Genomic DNA, 15,149 nt, shown 5'->3' on the forward strand with positions numbered 1-15,149 from the left:
TGGCTAAATTTAATTTTTGGTGCAAAACTACTATTTTTCATTTTATAACCTCAGTCCTTCCTCACTTCACTAATCCATACAAAAACAACTCGCACCGGTAAGCCTTTAGTGCTCAGGATTAAGCAAATCCCAACTGTTTTATTAATTTTGTGGGCTCAAAGCGACAAGCGAATTCCCCTTTTTGAATTAAATAACTGTGAATCAAACCGTTAAAGAGTTAAGCTCTTTTCTATCCACTCCAAAAAAAATCATCATTACGATGCACCGTGACCCGGACGCCGATGCGCTCGGATCGTCACTTGGGTGGGCAAGTTATTTAATAAAAAAGGGACATGATGTTACCGTAATCAGCCCGACAGACTATACCGCCAATCTTCGCTGGCTCGACGGGATCGATCACGTATTAGTGTACGAAAGATCCAGCGATCAGGGAAAATGCAAGAAAAAAATCGAACTGGCTGATCTGATCTGCTGCCTTGATTTTTCGGCTTTGTCCAGGTTAAAGGATCTTGGAAAAGTTGTTCAGGAGGCTGCGGCCATTAAATTAATGATTGATCATCACCTGGAACCTGAGCACTTTGCAAAATGGATGATCTGGGATACAAATGCTGCCGCAACCGCACAACTGGTGTATGCGTTGATCAAGGAAATCGAAGGTGACTTACCTACGCGTGAGATTTTTGATATTCCACTGGCCGAATCTCTTTATGCCGGCATTATGACGGATACCGGCTCATTCAGACATGCTAACGTCACCCCCGATGTGCACCTGGCCGTGGCCGATTTGATGCTTACGGGCTTTGATAGCAGTCGTGTACACAGACTTATTTATGATAATGCGCCGCTTTCACGCCTGCAATTTCTCGGGTATGTACTTTCTCAGAAATTAACTGTCCTTCCGGAATTCCGTACTTCATATATGGTTCTTACCGAGGCGGAACTTCAAAAATTCAATTCGAGCACAGGCGAGACGGAAGGAATCGTAAACTATGGTTTGCAGGTCGAAAATGTGGTGATGTCCGCCATGTTTATTGAACGTAAAGGCGAGGTGAAAATTTCTTTCCGGTCGGTCGGATCGTTCTCAGTACGTGACCTTGCAAGTTCCCATTTCAATGGCGGCGGGCACAAAAATGCATCCGGTGGAAGATCAGAACAATCAGTAAATGAAACGGTTGCCTATTTTTTAAGTGTACTTCCACAATACCAACAGGCTCTTTTGAGCGTTGACTAAACTTAATTTGTACAGCAAAATTCACCCAAATATTTTCTAATTAACACAATCCAATGAATCTTAAAACAATCGGTTATGCGATGGGCATAACTATTTTCACAGTCGCTTGCAATCAATACAAAACGCAGGTTACCGACAGCGGTCTCAAATACCAGATGTTTGAGCATAAAGAAGATGCAAGAAAATCAAAGCTGGGTGATATCATGTCTTTCCATTTGGTTTTGAAAAATGGCACGGATTCGACGCTCAGAGACACATATAAAGAAGGAAACCCTGTGAAAATGGTCTTACAGGCGCCACAATACAAAGGTAGTTTTGAGGAAGGTCTCACATTGCTGGCTGCGGGTGACAGCGCGAAATTTTTGATCAATGCGGATACTTTGTTTGCAAAAATCGGACAACCAATGCCTCCAATGATTAAAAAAGGTTCTGAATTGAGTTTCACTGTAAAAGTGCTCAGTGTACTTACTTCGGAAGAATTTCAGAAACAACAATCTGAGGCAAGTGGAAAACAAAAAGGGATTGATAATAAAACGATCGAAGACTTTCTTGCCAAAAACAATCTGAAAGCAAAAGCCCGCAAAACTGCATCCGGTTTATATTATGTACCGCAGGTTGAAGGTTCGGGTCCAAGTCCGGTTTCCGGCGACAATGTGAAAGTACATTATACCGGCAAGTTCCTGGACGGGAAGGAATTCGACAGTTCAAAAAATCAAGGGAAACCATTGGATCTGCAGGTCGGCGCAGGAATGGTTATTCCAGGTTGGGAAGAAGGTATTATGTTGATGAAAAAAGGCGAAAAAGGTCTGTTAATTATTCCTTCCGGGCTGGCTTACGGCCCTGAGGCATACGGACCGATACCTGGAAACTCTGTTCTACAGTTTGAAATGGAGCTGCTTGACTTTTCGAAAGGACAACCTCAACCAGCAGGACCTCCGGTTGCGCCTCCGACCAGATAATCCAATATCCAACATTTGTAAACGGCCATTCTCGCGAGTGGCCGTTTTTTTATGTAAAATGCGCAAGATTAAACCGTTTGAATGAGTATGAAACTTTGTTTTGCAACGAATAATAAGCATAAATTAAAAGAAATACAGGCATTGCTGGGCGACCAGTTCGAATTAGTTACTCTGCAGGATATCGGCTGCGACACCGATATTCCTGAGCCGTTTGACACTATTTCGGAAAACTCGCGAGAGAAAGCCCGCTACGTTCATGATCATTATGGGATTGATTGCTTTGCTGACGATACGGGTTTGATTGTGGGTGCATTAAATGGAGAGCCGGGTGTGAAATCGGCCAGATATGCGGGGGAACAACGTAATTCTCAGGATAATATCAATCTGCTAATCAAGAACCTCTCTTCTCATGAAAACCATTATGCCCATTTCCTGACAGTCATTACGCTGGTAATAAATGGCGTTTATCAGCAATTTGAGGGAAGCGTTGAAGGCAGGATCATATTCGATCAGCGGGGAAATAATGGTTTCGGATACGATCCCGTTTTCGTGCCTGAGGGATTTGAGCAAACATTTGCCGAGATGACGTTGGAGGATAAATCCGCTCTCAGCCATCGGGCCAGGGCATTCGCCAAATTGGTGCATTTTTTGAAAAATACAAGCATTTAACCCTAAATTACACGCATCATGGCAGACTTTAATACGAATAAATTTCGGGTAGACGGCTCCGAAAAATTTGACATTAAGAAAGCAAAAACTCGTTTCCCCGACATTTATGATGGAAAGGAAGAGTACGAAGCAATGCAGGAACAGTCTGCAAAGGATCTGGATGAATTGCAAAGCAAAATGTATGCACACAACCGGTATGGCCTGCTGGTTATTTTCCAAGCTATGGATGCCGCCGGTAAGGATGGTACCATCAAAAATGTTTTAGCAGGAGTTAATCCGATCGGCATTAAAATCCATTCCTTTAAAAGGCCGACAGAAACTGAATTAAGTCATGACTTTCTGTGGAGGACTAATCAGGTCTTGCCTCAACGCGGCACGATTACCATTTTTAACCGTAGCTATTACGAAGAAGTGTTAGTAGTAAAAGTGGAACCTGCAATACTTACCCAGTCTCAGCGACTGCCGGTGGAGTTGACTGATGATCTTGAGAAAGTTTGGAAACACCGGTATTCCGACATACGTAATCTCGAAAAGTACCTGTATCGAAATGGAATCCGGGTTATCAAATTCTTTCTCAATGTGTCAAAAGAAGAACAGGCTTCAAGACTGATAGAACGAATTGAAGATCCTGCAAAAAATTGGAAGTTTGAAGAAAACGATGTGAAAGTCCGGGATAAATGGGACGAATATATGCAGGCTTATGAAGATTGTATTAATGCGACCGCTACAAAAAAATCTCCATGGTACGTAATCCCGGCCGACGACAAGAAAAATCTCCGGCTCACAGTGGGGCGTATTATTGCCGAAGAATTAAAAACGATGGACATGAAATACCCGGAGGTTGGGGAGGAAAGAACGGCAGAGCTACGGGATTTTATTGATATTATTAATAACCAAACTCTCGAAAAGTAATCCCTGACGACATTTTCAAACAAAAAAAGCGGCTGATCTGATCAGCCGCCTTATAGTCATGCATGGTGTGAAGTTATTCTTTATTTAATGGTGAAATTACCGCCACCAATTTTGTAACCTTCCGCATATAACTCAACGTTATATTTTCCAGGACGGAATTGAGAAGCATTATCATACAAAAACTCTACTTTCTGGTTGTTGTTCTGATATGCTATGCTTTCGCGGGCCGTGAATTTCGATGGAGCACCGTCCACTTCGAACTCGCCGGATCCAGTTGCATCGTCGGCAACTACCGCTCCTTGGGGATCCAAAATTCTTACATAAATGTCTTTAGAATCCTGTGCGGTCAACTCGTTTTCAGGCAGGTTGAATACAAATTTCAGTTTATCAACTTTCTTCGATTTATATTCTTCTCTATCTTTTACTTTACCTCTTGAATTAACAGTCAGGATTTTAAGGTTTTGAGCTTTTAGCGCAGCAGCCTTACTCACCTTGTCGCTCAATTCTTTGTTAGCAGCTGTAAACGTAACAACAGAGTCCGTCAATTCAGTTTGGCGTTGAACCAGTCTCTCACGTTCGCTGGTTAATGAACCAACATGTGTACTAAGCGAATCGTTTGATGCTACCAGTTGCTCGTTTTCTAATTTAAGTTGAGCGATCATTTCATCTTTTTCAACCAGGAACTTCTCATATTCTTTGATTTTTCCCAGGTATTTGTTGGTTTCGACCTTACGACTTCTGCTGAAAGCAAGTTTGTCTTTTTCCAACTGCTCTTTCATTTTGGTGAGCTCTGAAACGTCTCCTCCCAATCTTTCAACTTCTGCGATTTTTGAATCAAGAACTGTGGATATTGAATCCAACTTCGTTTTAGTTACTGCCAGCTCCCTAGCTTTTTCAACCACCATTGATTCCTGTTGAGTAAGCTCTTGTTTTTGAGTCGTGAACAGGTAGCCAAACATGGCCGTCGCTAGCCCAAGGACAACAACCATTGCCCAGGCTATGCTTTGCTTATTCTTTTGTTCTTGTTGCATTGAATTAGAGATTTAATTGTGTGATTTAGTTTTCATGTTGACAGGTTAAAGTTTAATCCGGGTCTACATGGTATCGCGTCTGGTTCAACCAAACTTGTGCCGAAAGGTTATTTACATCGAAATGAGCCTTTCCAGATTTTTGAATTACCTCGAAATAATGCAAGAAAAAGAGCCTAAATAATGTTGTTTAGGCTCTTTTTTGCTGAAAATATCTAGATGGGAAATTATTACTTACCAGTCGTTGAAGTAACTTTACAAGTTGGAAATTGGGTAATGTTTACCCAATTTATGGTGTAAGAGTACAAAGTAAATGTGCCTCTAAACACGCTATAATCCTATTTTTGAGAATATCGCGAAAGATCTCTTGTCCATTAAAACTAACTTTTGATATCCTTTAACCCTGTATGTTGAGAGTTCCCAAACATTATCTTTTGAACTGCAGAAAAGCTCAATCTCTTTTTCAGATGTATAGATCTTGTTATGTGATTTTAAAAGAGCCTGAATGTGAATAGGTTGGCTAGTGACTGAATCTACGGAGATCCTCAGATACTGAACGGGTAAATCCATTTGTGGCTTTAATGTATACTCAAAATGAAGGGAATCCTTCCGTGACACACTGTAACTCTGACGATAAGCAGGTTTATTAATATCGGCCTGACTAAATAACTCCAGTTCTTTTTTCCAGTCAATTTCACTGGATCTGACCTCTTCGCTTTTACCGTCAAGCATGGTTGTCTTAGATACTTTCGGCCTCTTTTCGCTTAAATAAACTATTTGATTCTCAATAAATCCTTTCAAGTCGAAATACACTTTGTCTTTGTCATCTTCGGTACGGTCCGCCTCACAAGAGAGCAGTAGAAAAAAACAGCCTATTGTTGCGCATTTGCCGATATATTTCAAGATCGTTGAAGGTATTCCTGGCTTATAGCTGTGAAGCATTTTAATTTGAAATTGTAAGTTTATTGCTGCCCGATAATTAAAAAGGCAGAGAGTCCCGGACTCTCTGCCACTTAACAGCTTTTGAAACGGTTAAGTTTACAATATGCTTAGCCCAGTCATCTCGGCCGGCTGAGGAATTCCCATCAATTGCAAGATGGTTGGTGCAATATCCGCCAGTTTCCCATCTTTAATCGGAGTTTGATAATCATTATCAACCAGAATGCACGGCACCAAATTCAGAGAATGTGCGGTATTTGGAGACCCGTCATCATTCGTCATATAATCTGAGTTTCCATGATCAGCAATGATGATTGAAGAATAACCGTGTTCCAGGCCTGTCGTAACAACTGCCTGCACGCATTGGTCCACTGTTTCACACGCTTTAACCGCCGCTTCGAAAACGCCGGTATGTCCGACCATATCAGGATTGGCAAAATTCAGACAGACGAAATCTACTTCTTCTTTTTCCAATTCCGGGACGATTGAATCCCTTATGCCAAATGCCGACATTTCGGGCTGTAAATCATACGTGGCAACTTTCGGCGAAGGACATAATAAACGGCTTTCCCCTTCAAATGGTTTTTCTCTACCACCCGAGAAAAAGAATGTTACGTGTGGATATTTTTCAGTTTCCGCAATTCTTATCTGTTTTTTACCTGCACCCTCTAAAACTTCACCAAGTGTGTTATTCAGGTTATCTTTATCGAAAATGACATCCACATCTTTAAATGTATCATCATAGTTCGTCATGGTGATATATTTCAGGTTCAGTTTGTGCATATTCTGCTCGTGGAAATCCTGTTGAGTGAGTACCTCGGTAATTTCCCTGCCTCTGTCTGTCCTGAAATTAAAACAAAGAACTACGTCGCCGTCTTCAATTAAGGCCAGAGGCGATCCATCTTCGTTTGTAGCGATAATGGGCAGTATAAATTCGTCCGTAATGCCCTCTTCGTATGAAGTCTGGACTGCTTTTAGCATATCACCAGCAGGAACGTGTTTACCTTCACCATGAACCATAGCATCATACGCCAGTTTAACGCGCTCCCAACGCTTATCACGGTCCATCGCATAATATCGCCCGGTTATACTCGCTAACTTACCAGTAGATTGTTCCATTGCGTTTGAAAGCTCGCTTAGAAACCCCAAACCACTTTTAGGATCGGTGTCTCGCCCATCAGTAAACGCATGCACGAAAACGTTGTTCAAGCCTTTTTCGGAAGCAATTTTACATAAACCTTCAAGGTGAGTGATGTGAGAATGAACTCCGCCATCCGAAACTAATCCGATGAAATGGACTTTCTTTCTAGATGTTTTCGCGTAATCTAAAGCATTGATAAGTACAGGCTCTTGCGCCAAAGTACCTTCCGACACAGCCAAATTGATTTTCACCAGATCCTGATACACTACTCTACCTGCACCAAGATTAGTGTGCCCCACTTCTGAATTGCCCATTTGACCATCAGGAAGTCCAACTGCCAGACCACTTGCTTCAAGCCTGCTGTGTGGGTATTGTTCTAAGATGCTGTCGTAAAAAGGCGTCTTTGCGGCCAGTACCGCCGACCGGCTTTCTTCGCCATTTTTAGCGATTCCCCAGCCGTCCATGATTATAAGAATTACTTTCTTGTTCAATTTGAAGAAATTTTAATTTGGAGTGATAAGTTTGAGAAATTGAATTTACTCATCCTTCTTGCTTTCGGCTGTTTGATTGTTCTCATCTACAATCACATAAACTTCTTCATTTGGCCGACGCATCAGATACTTTTCGCGCGCCCACTTTTCAAGCATCTTCGGATTTCCAAAAACCTCTTTCCGTTCCTTTTTCACACCGCTGATTTTTTCCAGCAGAATTGCCTTTTCATTTTCCAGCTCTTTCATTTTCATCCTGTTGGAAAACACAATTCTAAGATTGTTATTATCAAGAACAACAATCCAGACCAACCAGGCTACGAACGAGGCAACATAAAAATTCCGCAATGTGCGCATCGACCAGAATGAGTGGTTTTTCATTTTAGCTTAGTCTATAAATGAGAACCGGAGCTTAAAGCTCCGGTTCCTCAGGTATTTAGAATTTCAAGCCAGGAAAATAGGCGCTCTCTCCAAGTTCTTCTTCGATCCGAAGTAGCTGATTGTATTTCGCCATACGATCAGAGCGTGAAGCCGATCCAGTCTTGATCTGACCTGTGTTCAATGCTACTGCAAGATCTGCAATAGTCGAATCTTCGGTCTCACCCGAGCGGTGTGACATAATGCTCTTATAGCTGTTGCGTTTCGCAAGATTGACTGTATCAATCGTTTCAGTTAAAGAACCGATCTGATTTACCTTTACTAAAACTGCATTCGCAATTTGTGATTCAATTCCTTGTTGCAGGCGAGTTACATTCGTTACAAAAAGATCATCTCCCACTAATTGGCATTTCTTGCCAACCGAATCGGTTAAAGTTTTCCAGCCAGCCCAGTCATCTTCGTCCATTCCATCCTCGATAGAAATGATCGGATATTTAGCGACCCACTGTGTCCAATAATCTGCCATCTCAGGTGATGTAAGTTTACGGCCATCGGACTTCTTGAAGTGGTACAGACCATCCTCATAGAACTCAGAAACAGCAGCATCCATTGCAATGAAAATTTCTTCCCCGGGTTTATAACCGGCTTTTTCGATTGCCTGCAGAACCACCTCAATCGCCTCTTCATTTGATTTGATATTCGGTGCAAAACCACCTTCATCACCTACGTTCGTCGAATATCCCTTACTTTTAAGAACCGTCTTCAAAGTATGGAAAACTTCTACTCCCATACGCAATGCTTGTGAGAATGTGTCCGCCTTGGCCGGCATGATCATGAATTCCTGAAAATCGATCGAATTGTCCGCATGGCTTCCACCATTTAGAATGTTCATCATCGGTACCGGCAGCGTGTTTGCATTCGTTCCGCCGACATAACGGTACAACGGAAGATTTGCTTCCTGCGCCGCAGCTTTTGCAGCAGCTAGAGAAACACCAAGAATCGCATTTGCGCCTAGTTTTGCTTTGTTAGGGGTTCCATCCAATTCCAGCATGATCTTATCGATCAGGTTTTGTTCAAAGATAGAGCAGCCGATCAATTCGGGAAAAATGATATCATTTACATTTTCAACCGCTTTCAAAACCCCCTTTCCAACGTAAATACTTTTATCGTCATCGCGAAGCTCTACAGCTTCATGTTTTCCCGTTGAAGCTCCAGAAGGAACAGCAGCCCGCCCCAAATATCCATTTTCGGTACGTATATCAACTTCTATCGTTGGGTTTCCTCTTGAATCCAGAATTTGTCTTGCATGTACTGACTGAATCGTACTCATTTGCAGCTTCGGTTTGATTTAATTTGAATATGTTAACGCTACAAAATAACACAAAAAAAATCGTCATCCATAAACCTAAACGTTGCTTTACTTAAAATTACGCAATCCTGGAAGGCATTAGATCTCGCCATAATGTTCGGGATTATGAGGCCTGTCATACTCATTCTTTACTCCAACTTTAAAGGTTCTCCGCGATATATATGTAGTCACTAAAATAAGATGACACTTAGCTCACAGACACTGCACAAAAAAGCCTCAACTAACGTGGCCGTTGCACAACTGACACGTATTGAGTCGAGGACACAGCAGACAATTTGGTCTGCTGTGTCTTTTTTTGTTTTAAAGAGTTGATATACAGATTATTAATTTGTATCTTCAGGTATGCAAGGCAAGAAAGACTATCAGGAGAAGCTTTTTATCCGGTTCCAACTATCGGACTATGTTCCCCAGGACAATTTCTACAGGCAGCTCAAAAGCGTGCTGGATCTTAGGTTCTTATATGATTCAACTTCCAAATATTACGGAAGGGAAGGCCAGAAAAGTGTCGATCCGGTAGTTTTTATGAAACTGATGCTTGTCGGCTATCTGGAGAACCTGAACAGCGACAGGCGCATCATTGCCACTTCCCGTATGCGCATGGATATCCTTTATTTTTTGGGATATGACCTTGATGAGGAGCTTCCATGGCATTCTACCCTAAGCCGTACCAGACAGCTTTTTGGCGAGCAGGAATTTACAGCCATATTTAAGCTAGTGTTAAAAATGTGCATAGAAAAGGGGCTCATTTCAGGGAAAAGGCAGGCGATTGACAGTGCATTTGTGAAGGCCAACGCGGCCATGTCCAGTGTTGTTGAGCGAGAAGTCATCGATGATGCTGGGACCTATGGCACAGAGCTGGATGCCAATAGGAATGATCAACAGGATGGGACGCCTACTAACGCCGATGTAAAGCCAAGGAAGAATGCAAAATCGGATAAAACGCTCAATGAGCGCCGCTATAGCCCTTCGGATCCCGATGCACGTATATCGGTAAAACCTGGAAAAATTACCCGGCTGAACTATTCAGCACAGGTAAGTGTAGACACCCACAATCATGTGGTTACCCACATCCAGGCTTTTCATGCAGACAAAGGGGACGGCCAATGCCTGCCACAGGTGCTGGCCAAAGTAATTGATAACCTGAAGGAAAACGGATTGGAGGTCGCCGAGGTCTTTGCCGATGCAGGCTACAGCAGCGAGGCAGCTCTGCAGGCCCTGACAGACAATAACATTGAAGGCTACATACCCAATAAGTCAGGTAGCAGGACAAGGGACAGCCGTGAAGGATTTATATATGACCGGAAAAACGACCGCTATACCTGTCCCCAAGGGAAGCATCTCACCTATCGCCATCTCAAGAAAGTAAATACAAATACGCATAAGATTTACAGCACAGGTGTTAAAGACTGTCGGGGATGCCCTTTTAAGGACGCATGTGCAAGTCCGGCAGGTATAAAAAAATTGAAGGACTCTATTGCAAAAGATCTTTATACGCAGATCCACCAGCGACTGCAGACCGAAAGCGGTAAATAGGCTAAAAAGATAAGGCAAGGTACAGTAGAGCCGGTACTAGGTACACTGATAAATTTCGTGGGTATGAGGCAGGTAAATACTAAAGGCATTAAGCTGGCAAACAAATGCATGATCATGGCAGCAGTAGCCTATAACCTGAAAAAACTTGTGAACGGCATATCAATCAGGACAAGAAAAAGGATCTCAAAAACACTGCAAGAGGTTAAAACAGCAATCAATAGGCTTTTACCTGCTTTTGAGTTGGCATTAAGCCCAATGATGGTCAACTTATTTGAACACCCTGAAAAACAAATGGCTGAATAACCATTTAATAAAATGAATTATTCAGCCATTATTTTAACGTTGTGCAACGGCCACAAACGCTGAGGCTTTTTTGATTAGTTTGCACTGAGCAAATTTATAAATTGGTCAAACAGATATCGTGAATCATGCGGACCTGGGGATGCTTCCGGGTGGTATTGTACGGAAAATGCAGGATAATCCTTTCTGCGAATTCCTTCAATCGTCTTGTCATTCAAATTAACGTGAGTAATCTCAATATCCGGGTGACTCTCGATTTCCGCCGGATTGACAGCAAAACCATGGTTTTGTGAAGTGATCTCACAAAATCCTGTAATGAGGTTTTTTACTGGATGATTCAGGCCACGATGACCGTGGTGCATTTTGTAAGTATTTATGCCACTTGAAAGTGCCAGTAACTGGTGTCCGAGACATATCCCAAACAGCGGCTTACTACTCTTTATCATCTGGTTAACGCTTTCAACAGCATATAACATCGCGGAAGGATCCCCTGGGCCATTTGATATAAAGAAACCGTCTGGCTGCCATTCCATAACCTCCTCAAAAGGTGTCTTAGCTGGGAATACTTTACAATAACATCCACGGGATGTCAGGTTTTTTAAGATACTTTTTTTAATCCCATAGTCCATTACAGCTATTCTCCACTTGCTGGATGCCTCTTCACCAACAAAGTAAGGCTCAGTAGTTGTTACCTGCGAAGATAATTCCAAACCGTCCATGGAAGGTATTTTTAATAACTCCTCCATTAAACGCTTCTCATCCAGAATTTCGGAAGAAATTATGGCGTTCATTACCCCTATTTCCCTTACATGACGTACCAAATGTCTTGTATCAACATTGCTGATTCCAACAATTTTCGCCCTTTCAAAATATTCTTGTAACGAAAAGTCAGCCGTATAACGCGAGTAAATCTGGGAGAAGTTATTGCAAACCATTCCTCTAATCTTCACAGATGCAGACTCCTCTTCATCCTCTAACTGCACTCCATAATTGCCAATATGCGAATTGGTATTCACAATGACCTGCCCGTAGTAAGATGGATCCGTGTAAATCTCCTGATATCCCGTCATCCCGGTGTTAAAGCAAATTTCGCCCCCGGTTGTACCGCGCATGCCCAAAGCTAGACCCTTGTAAGCCGTACCGTCCTCGAGTAATAACAGAGCTTCGTTTTTTTGATTCATATCTGTTTAATGTGATCGCCATGCTGTCAATGCACGGACTCAGTATGTTTATTCAAATTTGCTGCAAAAATACAGATTTTTAACCATAAAAAAGGGTCAAACGAAATCGCTTAACCCTTTTTCAATATTCTTAATGAATTTCCAAAACTATTCCTTTTCAGTATCGCCTTTTGATTCATCTGTATCCTTCACTTCCTCCGAAATCTCTTCTGATTCTGCGACTATGGGATGATCTTCTTTTTTTGTTGAAGATACTGTCTGAACGTCAGCAGTTCCATCAGCCTTCTTACTTCCACCCCTTCTGCTACGACGTGTCTTAGCTGGTTTGTCTGCATTAGCCAAAAGAAGAGCATCGTTGAAATCAACTAGTTCGATTAAAGCTGTCTCAGCTGCATCACCAAGTCGGTTACCCAGTTTAATAATGCGGGTGTAACCCCCTGGACGGTCTGCAATCTTATCTGAAACCGCTCCAAAAAGCTCCTTTGTAGATTCTTTATCGTTCAAATAAGAGAAAACGATTCTTCTATTATGGGTTGAATCCTCTTTTGCCCGTGTTAACAAAGGCTCAACGTATTTACGAAGTTCTTTGGCTTTTGCTAATGTTGTTTCAATTCTTTTGTGAATAATCAAGGAGGAAGCCATGTTAGAAAGCATTGCTTTCCGGTGCGATGCTGTTCTTCCTAAATGATTATCTTTCTTACCGTGTCTCATTTTTTTGTTGTTTAGTTGCTTCGAGCTGCGTTTTACGCGCTACAGAATACATACTTATGATGGAATAATTAATCCTCGTCAAGGCGATATTTCGCCACATCCATTCCAAATGTGAGTTGCTTGTCAGCCACCAGCTGTTCCAACTCAGTAAGAGACTTTTTACCGAAATTACGGAACTTCATCATATCCGAAATTTCAAGTCTTACCAAATCCCCAAGGGATTTAACATCAGCTGATTTTAAGCAGTTATATGCACGAACAGAAAGATCAAGCTCAGACAATGAAGTCTTTAAAAGTTTTCTCATTCGCAACATCTCTTCATCAACCTGATTATCCTCTTCTGCTTTTTGCTTCTCAAACGTCATCGTTTGGTCAGAGAATAACATGAAGTGTTGAATCAAAATATTAGCTGCACCTTTTAGAGCATCCTCCGGATGAATCGAACCATCTGTCTGAATGTCAATTAAAAGACGCTCATAATCCGTCCGTTGCTCAACACGTGTATTTTCTACACTGTACTTAACATTCTTAATAGGTGTGTAAATTGAATCCACTGCGATATAGCCAAATGGCAATTCATTGGCACGAGGCTCGTCCGCAGGAACATATCCTCTACCCTTGTCAAGAAGAAGTTCCATTTCGAACTCCTTTTGATCATCAATATGGCAAATGATTTGGTCTGGATTCAACACTTCAAAAGCATTGGTAAACTTTCCAATATCACCAGCTGTGATTGCTGACACATTTTTCAGGTTAACAACGATTCTACTCTCATTCAGATCCGAAACTTTTTTAAAACGAACCATTTTCAGGTTCAGGATGATTTCCGTTACATCCTCAACAATACCTTCGATAGAAGAAAACTCATGGAGTACACCTGGAAATTTCACGCTCGTGATGGCATAACCTTCCAAAGATGAAAGAAGTATTCTACGTAACGCGTTACCAATCGTTACGCCGTACCCTTTCTCTAAAGGCTTAAACTCAAACAACCCGTGAAAGTCATCTGCTTTTTCCATGACGACCTTATCAGGCATTTGGAAAGCTAATATTGACATAGTCTTTGCTCCTTTTATAGTAGTAAATGATAGTTGATCACGCTACCGTTACCTTTGCGATCGCAAAATGCCGTTGCCGGCGAAAAAAATACTCCCCCGAAAAAAAACGGGGAGTATCATTTAAATGAAGATTATTTAGAATACAACTCAACGATAAGTTGCTCGTTGATGTTTTCCGGGATTTGCTCACGTTCCGGGAATGTAACAAACTTTCCTGAGAGTTGCTGACCATCCCATTCCAGCCAATTAAAAGTTTTCGAGCTATGACCTGCCAAGCTATCTGTAACAGCCTCGAGGGATTTTGATTTTTCCCGAACCGTCACAACCTGTCCTGGACGCAACGAGTAAGATGGAATATTTACGATTTCACCATCTACAAGAATATGTTTATGACCTACAAGCTGACGTGCAGCACGTCTTGTAGGAGCTATACCTAGACGGTAGACTGTGTTATCTAAACGTGCTTCGCAATACTTTAAAAGGTTTTCACCTGTAATACCATCCTTAACTGAAGCTTTTTCAAATAGATTTCTGAACTGTCTCTCAAGAATACCGTAAATGAATTTAACCTTTTGCTTTTCCATTAATTGTAAAGCGTATTCCGATTTTTTGGAACGGCGCCCCTTTCCGTGCATTCCGGGAGGGTAATTCTTTTTTGCCAGCGCTTTGCTTGGACCCATAATGGGCTCTCCATAACGTCTTGCAATCTTTGATTTGGGACCTGTATAACGTGCCATTAAAAACTTTTTTATGTACTTAATTTATTGAAAACCATTCAGTAACCCCAGTGTCCAAATTACGAATGGATATTTTTACTAAACTCTGCGGCGCTTTGGAGGACGACATCCATTATGTGGAAGCGGAGTAATATCACGAATGGTAGTTACCTCAATTCCCGCATTTTGGATTGTACGAATAGCTGATTCACGACCAGAGCCGGGACCCTTCACGAAAACCTCAGCCTTACGCATTCCAAGATCAAAGGCTACTTGTGCAGCGCTCTGTGCTGCGGTCTGTGCAGCGTAAGGAGTATTTTTTTTAGATCCACGGAATCCCATCTTACCAGCAGATCCCCAGGAAATAACCTGGCCGTTGCTATTGGTAATTGAAATAATAATATTATTGAAGGATGCCTTGATGTGTACCTGACCAACAGATTCAACAACTACAACTCTCTTTTTTGCTTTATCTTTTCTTTTATTCTGTGCCATTGCTTATGGAATAAGTTGTGGAGACAATCCACTGCTCATGG

The 15,149-nt window shown here is 41.9% G+C and carries 14 protein-coding genes and 1 pseudogene; 5 read left to right on the forward strand and 10 right to left on the reverse strand.

Annotation, left to right across the window (positions count from 1 at the left end; translation table 11 throughout):
- Positions 1-196 precede the first annotated feature (196 nt).
- The 4 genes from LZG72_RS04750 (at position 197) to LZG72_RS04765 (ending at position 3,771) form a co-directional block, all read left to right on the forward strand.
- A complete protein-coding gene (locus LZG72_RS04750; RefSeq protein ID WP_233868193.1) occupies positions 197-1,231 on the forward strand; it encodes a bifunctional oligoribonuclease/PAP phosphatase NrnA in 1,035 nt (344 codons plus the stop codon).
- Between the two features lie 53 nt (positions 1,232-1,284).
- Positions 1,285-2,190, forward strand: a complete 906-nt coding sequence (locus LZG72_RS04755) for an FKBP-type peptidyl-prolyl cis-trans isomerase (RefSeq protein WP_233868196.1) — start codon at positions 1,285-1,287, stop codon at positions 2,188-2,190.
- An 87-nt stretch (positions 2,191-2,277) separates the two neighbouring features.
- Positions 2,278-2,859 carry an RdgB/HAM1 family non-canonical purine NTP pyrophosphatase gene (rdgB, locus tag LZG72_RS04760; protein WP_233868199.1) on the forward strand — a complete coding sequence of 194 codons (582 nt, stop codon included), beginning with the start codon at positions 2,278-2,280 and terminating at the stop codon, positions 2,857-2,859.
- An 18-nt stretch (positions 2,860-2,877) separates the two neighbouring features.
- Positions 2,878-3,771 (forward strand): polyphosphate kinase 2 family protein, encoded by an 894-nt coding sequence (locus LZG72_RS04765; RefSeq protein WP_233868202.1) that lies wholly within the window; start codon positions 2,878-2,880, stop codon positions 3,769-3,771.
- An 80-nt stretch (positions 3,772-3,851) separates the two neighbouring features.
- Here LZG72_RS04765 and LZG72_RS04770 read toward each other — a convergent pair whose 3' ends face one another.
- The 5 genes from LZG72_RS04770 to eno all read right to left on the reverse strand — a co-directional run bounded on the left by LZG72_RS04770 (position 3,852) and on the right by eno (position 9,075).
- Entirely contained in the window at positions 3,852-4,802 is a 951-nt protein-coding gene (locus LZG72_RS04770) for a hypothetical protein (protein WP_233868205.1), read from the reverse strand.
- Positions 4,803-5,129: 327 nt separating this feature from the next.
- Positions 5,130-5,741 (reverse strand): hypothetical protein, encoded by a 612-nt coding sequence (locus LZG72_RS04775; protein ID WP_233868208.1) that lies wholly within the window; start codon positions 5,739-5,741, stop codon positions 5,130-5,132.
- A 96-nt stretch (positions 5,742-5,837) separates the two neighbouring features.
- Positions 5,838-7,370: a 2,3-bisphosphoglycerate-independent phosphoglycerate mutase gene (gene gpmI, locus LZG72_RS04780; protein WP_233868211.1), complete on the reverse strand. Its 1,533-nt coding sequence runs from the start codon at positions 7,368-7,370 to the stop codon at positions 5,838-5,840.
- 45 nt (positions 7,371-7,415) lie between these two features.
- Positions 7,416-7,748 carry a septum formation initiator family protein gene (locus LZG72_RS04785; RefSeq protein ID WP_233868214.1) on the reverse strand — a complete coding sequence of 111 codons (333 nt, stop codon included), beginning with the start codon at positions 7,746-7,748 and terminating at the stop codon, positions 7,416-7,418.
- 55 nt (positions 7,749-7,803) lie between these two features.
- Positions 7,804-9,075, reverse strand: coding sequence for a phosphopyruvate hydratase (eno, locus tag LZG72_RS04790; protein WP_233868217.1), 1,272 nt, complete (start codon positions 9,073-9,075; stop codon positions 7,804-7,806).
- Between the two features lie 381 nt (positions 9,076-9,456).
- On the opposite strand from eno, the pseudogene LZG72_RS04795 reads away from it, so the two are divergent.
- Positions 9,457-10,950: pseudogene (locus LZG72_RS04795) on the forward strand (IS1182 family transposase).
- A 74-nt stretch (positions 10,951-11,024) separates the two neighbouring features.
- Here LZG72_RS04795 and carA read toward each other — a convergent pair.
- From carA to rpsK, 5 genes are all read right to left on the reverse strand, one after another.
- A complete protein-coding gene (gene carA / locus LZG72_RS04805; protein ID WP_233868226.1) occupies positions 11,025-12,128 on the reverse strand; it encodes a glutamine-hydrolyzing carbamoyl-phosphate synthase small subunit in 1,104 nt (367 codons plus the stop codon).
- Between the two features lie 147 nt (positions 12,129-12,275).
- Complete coding sequence (gene rplQ / locus LZG72_RS04810; RefSeq protein ID WP_233868229.1) at positions 12,276-12,839, reverse strand: 50S ribosomal protein L17; 564 nt, start codon at positions 12,837-12,839, stop codon at positions 12,276-12,278.
- Between the two features lie 68 nt (positions 12,840-12,907).
- Positions 12,908-13,897: a DNA-directed RNA polymerase subunit alpha gene (locus LZG72_RS04815; RefSeq protein WP_233868232.1), complete on the reverse strand. Its 990-nt coding sequence runs from the start codon at positions 13,895-13,897 to the stop codon at positions 12,908-12,910.
- Positions 13,898-14,028: 131 nt separating this feature from the next.
- Positions 14,029-14,634, reverse strand: a complete 606-nt coding sequence (rpsD, locus tag LZG72_RS04820; protein WP_233868235.1) for a 30S ribosomal protein S4 — start codon at positions 14,632-14,634, stop codon at positions 14,029-14,031.
- A 78-nt stretch (positions 14,635-14,712) separates the two neighbouring features.
- Complete coding sequence (rpsK, locus tag LZG72_RS04825; RefSeq protein ID WP_031528731.1) at positions 14,713-15,108, reverse strand: 30S ribosomal protein S11; 396 nt, start codon at positions 15,106-15,108, stop codon at positions 14,713-14,715.
- Positions 15,109-15,149: the final 41 nt, after the last annotated feature.

The sequence above is a fragment of the Dyadobacter sp. CY323 genome (assembly GCF_021390245.1).
In the GTDB taxonomy this organism is placed as follows: domain Bacteria; phylum Bacteroidota; class Bacteroidia; order Cytophagales; family Spirosomataceae; genus Dyadobacter.

What these genes read in the sequence shown, in the direction of transcription:
- LZG72_RS04755 (WP_233868196.1), top strand. Translation starts at nt 1,285, where the DNA reads ATGAATCTTAAAACAATCGGTTATGCGATGGGCATAACTATTTTCACA.
- rdgB (WP_233868199.1), top strand. Translation starts at nt 2,278, where the DNA reads ATGAAACTTTGTTTTGCAACGAATAATAAGCATAAATTAAAAGAAATA.
- LZG72_RS04765 (WP_233868202.1), top strand. Translation starts at nt 2,878, where the DNA reads ATGGCAGACTTTAATACGAATAAATTTCGGGTAGACGGCTCCGAAAAA.
- LZG72_RS04770 (WP_233868205.1), bottom strand. Translation starts at nt 4,802, where the DNA reads ATGCAACAAGAACAAAAGAATAAGCAAAGCATAGCCTGGGCAATGGTT.
- LZG72_RS04775 (WP_233868208.1), bottom strand. Translation starts at nt 5,741, where the DNA reads ATGCTTCACAGCTATAAGCCAGGAATACCTTCAACGATCTTGAAATAT.
- LZG72_RS04785 (WP_233868214.1), bottom strand. Translation starts at nt 7,748, where the DNA reads ATGAAAAACCACTCATTCTGGTCGATGCGCACATTGCGGAATTTTTAT.
- eno (WP_233868217.1), bottom strand. Translation starts at nt 9,075, where the DNA reads ATGAGTACGATTCAGTCAGTACATGCAAGACAAATTCTGGATTCAAGA.
- carA (WP_233868226.1), bottom strand. Translation starts at nt 12,128, where the DNA reads ATGAATCAAAAAAACGAAGCTCTGTTATTACTCGAGGACGGTACGGCT.
- rplQ (WP_233868229.1), bottom strand. Translation starts at nt 12,839, where the DNA reads ATGAGACACGGTAAGAAAGATAATCATTTAGGAAGAACAGCATCGCAC.
- LZG72_RS04815 (WP_233868232.1), bottom strand. Translation starts at nt 13,897, where the DNA reads ATGTCAATATTAGCTTTCCAAATGCCTGATAAGGTCGTCATGGAAAAA.
- rpsD (WP_233868235.1), bottom strand. Translation starts at nt 14,634, where the DNA reads ATGGCACGTTATACAGGTCCCAAATCAAAGATTGCAAGACGTTATGGA.
- rpsK (WP_031528731.1), bottom strand. Translation starts at nt 15,108, where the DNA reads ATGGCACAGAATAAAAGAAAAGATAAAGCAAAAAAGAGAGTTGTAGTT.